We start from the raw sequence: 6,000 nt of genomic DNA, 5'->3' as shown, positions 1-6,000 counted from the left end.
CAGGATGAAAAGGGCTCAATGGGTGTCCGAGACCCGGGCAGGGATCGCAGCGGGCTACCCGGCCAGATCGGAGCGGGCCTGCCGGAAAAGGCCCGCCACGCTCTTCTTCATGGCGTAACGCGCCGGGCGACCTTCCCACCATTACCTGCCCCGGCTGTTGAGCGCCAGGTTGCTGTCAGCGCTGTCCTGCTCGGCGTCGGCGCGAATGGGGGTACAGGCCGAGGCTGAACTGGACTTCGTCGGTGGGTTGAAGGGGACTGCTTCGCTCGTTTAGAACCGCAACGTTCCAGGTCTCGCAAGTGGAACGTCAGTCAGTCAAGGAAGCGGTGGCCCGTTCGAACACTCGCCCGCCGCTACGGTCACAAGACGTGTTCGTCGGGAAGGCGCTGGTCGAGGGGTAGCTGGGCCACCCGCGGGTCGATCGGCGGATAGCCGAGACGAGCGCGCAACCTCTGAAGAGTGGCCACCGCTCCGGTCAAGTCATCCGCGTAGGCCTCGCGCCCGCGGGCGTACCACGGCCGGTACAGGCGGACGCCGGCTTCCTCAGCGGCGGCCAGCCTGCTTCACCTGCCCCACACCGGCCAACCGGAGGCCGAGGTTGTTCAACGCCGTCGCTAGGTCCGGTTCGTGCGCCTCCGGCAGGGCGCGGGCCAACCGCCGACGAATCTCCACCGTGTCCTGCGCGGCGGCCAGCGCCTGCGCAACGCATAAGGTGGTCCACTGAAGTCGGACACGAAGTACTGCTCGACCGGGACTGCTCCGCCAGCCCAGTGCGGTTTTCGGTCGGTGCAGACTCGTCAAGTTGCCTGCGAGGGAGACCGGCAACAGCCTTGACGATTTGCATCTCCCAGGACTGCGGGGCGGGCCATTCCCCCACACCGTGCTCGACAGCTCGTCGACACCGCAGAAGGAATTGCCCGGCGGGTAGGCATCCGGGTGATCGCGTTAGTCGGACGGGACTGGAGCCAGCGCAACCGAGGCTCGGCGGCGGAAGAACGGGTTCGCGGGTCGCGTGCCAGACGAGGGTCAGCTCGGCGCCTGCTTGTCCGGCCGATCAATCGCGTCGGCAAGCACGACCCCGGGCTCGAGGAGCTTTGCGAACTCCTCGGCCGGCACGGCACGCGAGAACAGGTACCCCTGGCCGTACGGACACCCGAGCCGGCGGACGAAACCGAGTTCCTCGTCCGTCTCGATGCCCTCGGCGATGACGTCGAGGTTGAGGTTCAGGCCCATGGTGACGATCGTGCGGACCAGCTCCTTGCCGCGCGGGCTGGTCGCGATGCGCGAGATGAACGACCGGTCGATCTTGAAGGCGTCGATGGCCAGATCCTGCAGTGCCTCGAGAGAGGAGTAGCCAGTGCCGAAATCGTCGATGTGGACCTGCACGCCCAGCGTCCGCAGGCCGCTGAGCACGGAAGAGGCGAGCTTGGCGTCGTCCATGATGACGCCCTCGGTGATCTCGACGGCGAGGCGGTCGGGACTCAGGCCGAAGGCGCGCAGGTTGTCGTCGACGTCGTCGATCAGCGTGCTCTGCCAGAACTGCCGGTTGGAGACGTTGACGCTCATCATGAACGGTCGGGCGTCGCCGTGGTGCAGACCCCACCGGCGCAACTGCCGGCAGGACTCTTCGAGCACCCACGTCCCGATGCTGAGACTGAGCCCCGACTCCTCGGCGACACCGAGGAACTCGTTCGGCGGCACCAGCCCTCGGGTGGGATGTCGCCAGCGGATCAGGGCCTCAGCACCACTGAGGGTCAGCGTCCGGAGGTCGACGATGGGCTGGTAGAAGAGCACGAGCTCCCGGTTGTGCAGTGCCCTGCGAAGGCCGCTCTCGATGGTGAGACGGTCGGTCGCGGCGTTGTGCATGGCGGGGTTGAAGGTGGCGTGCGACCGCTTGCCGTGGGTCTTGGCGTGGTACATGGCGATGTCCGCATCGCGCATGATCGCCTCGGTGTCGCCGTACTCGGCGGTCCCGACCGCGATGCCGATGCTGACCGAGACGACGACCTCGGTGTCGCCCAGCCGATGTGGCTGTGACACATCCCGCTGGAGGCGTTCGGCCACGACGACCGGATTGTTGTCGTCGGCGATGTCCTCGAGCAGGATGGCGAATTCGTCGCCGCCGAAGCGCGCGGCGGTGTCGGTGGAGCGCAGCGTCGTGGTCAGCCGGGCGGCCACCTGTTGCAGGAGCCCATCGCCGGCGTGATGGCCGAGGCTGTCGTTGACGATCTTGAAGCCGTCGAGGTCGAGCATCAGGACGGCGTACTTGTAGTCGCTGCGCCGATTCGCTCGGGCGATCGCGGCGGTGAGCCGGGTGCGGAACTGCGCCCGGTTGGGCAGCCCGGTGAGCTCGTCGTAGAGCGCGGCGCGGCGCAGGTGCTCCTCCTGCTCGCGCATGGTCTTCAGCAGCGCCTGGTGTGCCAGGGCGACGCTGAGTAGGGCCGCCCACTGGTTCATCGTTTCCCGGCCCTCGGGGGCGTACGCCTGGATCGGCCCCACGACCGCCAGCATGCCCCAGTCACCCGGGCCGACCTTCAGATGTGCAATGTAGACCATGTGGTCGGTGGTGACATCGGCCAGCGACACCAGTCCCGCGGGCGGGAAGGCGGTGAGCGGCACCAGCTCGTTCGGGCCGCCTGTGCCGCCGTTCTCCCGGTCGAACTGCCCGACGACGGTCAACGCGGTCCGTTTGCCGGGGGCCGGCTCGCGCTCCGGCCACAGCCCCAAGCAGCCCGCTCGCACGTCGGTGGCCTGGAGCCAGTCCAGGGAGCATGGGTCCTTCTCCTGGCTGCGCAGCAACTGGAGACTGACCGAGTACTGCGTGCCCAGGCTGCTCATCATCGACTGCGCATGCAGAGAGAGCTGGACGATCTGGGCCTGGGCCAGCAGCAGGAAGATCTCCTGCAGGCATCCCTCCATCCGGCGGGTGACGCCGAGGTCCTGGTCCAGTCCCGCGCCGGCCTGCAACTGCCACGCGTGCCGCCGGATCAGGCCCGCGATCTCGGCGAGACCCTCGCCGTCCTGGAGCATCTCGGCCAGCGGGACCAGGCTCCGGCGTAGCACGGGACCGACCAGCCTGCCCCCCTCCAGGGCGAACCTCAGCGCGTCGTCGATCGCGGCCGCCGGCCCGCCGAAGTCAATCGCGTAGTTCAGGTACCGGCTCCCCGCGTGCCAGGTCGCCAGCAGGGCCGGCAGGCTCGACGTCGAGTCCAGGCAGGCGACGTCGGCGGCCTCGAACGCCTTGGACGCGATCCGCAGCAGGCCGGCGCACCCGCACGACTCGCGGACGGTCAACGAGGTCGGCATCGCGTGCTTCCCGGACGGGACCTTCTCGCCGCCGCGCATCTGGATCAGCAACCGCACTGCGAGCGCGCCGATGTCCTCCAACGGCTGCCGCACGCTCGTCAGGCTGGGGGTCATCCGGGCCCCGGCCTCGTTGTCGTCAAAGCCGATCACCGCGAGGTCGTTCGGCAGTTGGAGACCGGCGTTGGTAAGCGCCCGGGTCAGGCCGATGGCGTTGCGGTCGTTGCCGGTAAGTACTGCGGTCGCCGGCATTCCCCGCTCCAGCATCATGCGCGCGGCGCGCTCCCCGCTCGCCTCCTGCATGTCGTCCACGACGAACAACAGACCCGGGTCCGGCGCCAGGCCGTTGTCGGCCATCGTCTTCCGGTACGCGTGGATGCGCTCGTGGACGTCCGAGTTTCCCGGAAAACCGACATACCCGATTCGGGTGTGACCGTGGTCGATCAGGTGCTGGGTCGCCGCGCGGGTGCCGGCGAAGTTGTCGGGCAGGACGACCGGACAGTCGAAGCCGGGCGGAACGTCACTGATTACGACGACGGGGCGGCCACTGTCCCGGGCCGCCCGCAGATAGTCGGCGCCCACGCTGTTCAGGATGACGACGAAGCCACCCACAAAGTCCCAGGCCACGTGGTGCGGGAAGGGCGGCGGTTCGGGGAAGTCCTGCTCGACGGTCCCGGCGTCGACGGTCTGGATCGCTATCATCCTGCCGCCGGCGGATGCCAGTTCCGTCGCGATCCCGGCCATCAGTTCACCGAAGTACGGCCCGCCGAACGCGGTGGACAGGACGCCGACGTTGAAGGTGTCCGCCTCGCTCAACATCCCTCCGGCTGACCTCATGGACGTCTCACCGCCGGAAGCACGATCGCCCGGTCGGCTAAGGCAACGCCGATTACTCACAGTATCGACGGGAGCGGACCCCCATGCCGCAATTGGCGCAAATCAAACGGTCGCTCGCACCCTCGGACTGGTAGCCGAGCGGCATCAACAACGCCTGGTGCGCGGCTCGTCATGATCGACCGGCTCGGCCCTCGACTGACCTTCGTCATCCGGACGCGTGGGGACGGCGAAGCCGCCAGCGAAATCATTTGACCACCGCGGACGTTCGGACGAGACAGCGCGACACTGTGTTGGGAGCCAGTGCCCGGCGACCTGCTGGGCCAGGACCCCGGCAGTGGCATCAGCTGCGTGGCGCGATGATCGCGACCCGACCGAGCGGTGCGCGGAGGATCCATGGCGGATTGGTGGAGTCATCGCTCGGAACCCGCGTAGGCGGGTACGGCCCGCCGTTTCCGACCCTTGTGTGAGCAAGACCATCGGTGTTTCCACCGGGAACACCACATGAGCGCCACGGCCAGAACCAGCCACCTTGAGCTTCGCAGTTGACCGTGGCATATCAGGAAGATGGAGTTTTACCAGGTCAGCGGCATGACGATCGCGGGGGTTCAAGTCCCAGGGCCCTGGCAAAGTCGTTAGGTGATGCCGAGGAGTGCCAGGGGGCGGTTGCTGTCGCGGGCGTTGTGGCGCGTGCCGGCGGCGATGTTGGTGATTCCCGGCGGTGCGTAGCGCGCCGATGGCGGCGTTGCGCAGGGCGGCCATGACCTGGGGTCCGGTGCCGGTGCGGATTTGGCTGCGGTCCTCGTCGTAGGTGACATCACGGACCCAGTGGATCTTGTTCTCGATATGCCAGTGCTGCGGATCCAGGCAGCCAGTTGCGCGGGTTTCGCCTGGTGCACGCGCAGGTCGGTGATGGCGTAGACGGTCTCGGTGGTGAAGCGTTTCGGTTCGTCGAGTCGGTGTCTGCGGCGGCGGATCTGGATGGCTTGGGCGGCGTGCGGGAAGTCGATGCCAGACGCGATGGTCAGGATTTTGAGGGTGCGGATCTCGCGGTGGCCGTGGCCGCGGTCGGTGTCGCGGGTGGCGTCCGGGACGGCCTGCCAGGGCAGGGCGGCGAGTCGGTTGTTCAGGTGAGGCTGGTTGCCTTTGACGGTCAGGTGGGCGCCGCGTTCGGCGAGGTAGGTGACGAGTTCCCCCGCGAACGTCCGAGGGCTGCACTTCCACGACCTAGGCCATAGTCACAAAACCTGGCGCATCGAGGACGGGGTCCCGAGGCTGCCCAAGCCAAGCGGCTCGGCCACCGGCTTCCGGGGGTCCGCGGAATCTACAGCCACGTCAGCGCCATCGTCGAACGGCGCCTCGCCGCTGGCTTGCAGACCCGTTGGGAGCAGAACCGCTCGCCGTTGGGCCGTGACAACCTTGGGAACTAGAAAGTGCTCACCCAGGGAGCAGGACAATCGGCGAACGGAAGTTGTCACCCCGGGGAGCGGCGGATGCTCCCACATTGCTCCCACCGTAACGACCGGGACAGCAGAAAGCCCGTTACCGGATGATCGGCAACGAGCCACGTGACCTGCTGTTATATCTGGTGGGCGATACTGGGATCGAACCAGTGACCTCTTCCGTGTCAAGGAAGCGCGCTCCCGCTGCGCCAATCGCCCTCGTTCAGATTGCCGAGGTGGAGACGGGATTTGAACCCGTGTACACGGCTTTGCAGGCCGTTGCCTCGCCTCTCGGCCACTCCACCGAGCTGGCCCCGCACGTAACCTGTGGCGGCCTCTCCGAGCGGACGACGGGATTCGAACCCGCGACCCTCACCTTGGCAAGGTGATGCGCTACCAGCTGCGCTACGTCCGCTTGTCT

Annotated in this window: 2 protein-coding genes and 3 tRNA genes; 1 reads left to right on the top strand and 4 read right to left on the bottom strand. The window is 67.4% G+C overall.

All coding sequences use genetic code 11. The annotated features are described in order from the left end of the window. Positions 1-1,026 precede the first annotated feature (1,026 nt). On the bottom strand, positions 1,027-4,122 hold the full coding sequence (locus tag Aau02nite_RS21295) for an EAL domain-containing protein (protein WP_212990274.1): 3,096 nt from the start codon (positions 4,120-4,122) through the stop codon (positions 1,027-1,029). A 908-nt stretch (positions 4,123-5,030) separates the two neighbouring features. Between Aau02nite_RS21295 and Aau02nite_RS21290 the strand changes: the two genes are divergently transcribed. Further along, positions 5,031-5,375 carry a hypothetical protein gene (locus Aau02nite_RS21290; RefSeq protein ID WP_212990273.1) on the top strand — a complete coding sequence of 115 codons (345 nt, stop codon included), beginning with the start codon at positions 5,031-5,033 and terminating at the stop codon, positions 5,373-5,375. 348 nt (positions 5,376-5,723) lie between these two features. Here Aau02nite_RS21290 and Aau02nite_RS21285 read toward each other — a convergent pair. The 3 genes from Aau02nite_RS21285 to Aau02nite_RS21275 all read right to left on the bottom strand — a co-directional run bounded on the left by Aau02nite_RS21285 (position 5,724) and on the right by Aau02nite_RS21275 (position 5,994). Further along, positions 5,724-5,798: transfer RNA gene (locus Aau02nite_RS21285), tRNA-Val, on the bottom strand. Positions 5,799-5,813: 15 nt separating this feature from the next. Next, positions 5,814-5,884, bottom strand: a tRNA-Cys gene (locus Aau02nite_RS21280). A gap of 37 nt (positions 5,885-5,921) precedes the next feature. After that, positions 5,922-5,994: transfer RNA gene (locus tag Aau02nite_RS21275), tRNA-Gly, on the bottom strand. Positions 5,995-6,000 lie beyond the last annotated feature (6 nt).

The organism is Actinoplanes auranticolor (genome assembly GCF_018332655.1).
Lineage (GTDB): Bacteria > Actinomycetota > Actinomycetes > Mycobacteriales > Micromonosporaceae > Actinoplanes > Actinoplanes auranticolor.
The sequence above is the reverse complement of the archived record's forward strand: the minus strand, read 5'-3'. Positions and strand labels throughout refer to the sequence as shown.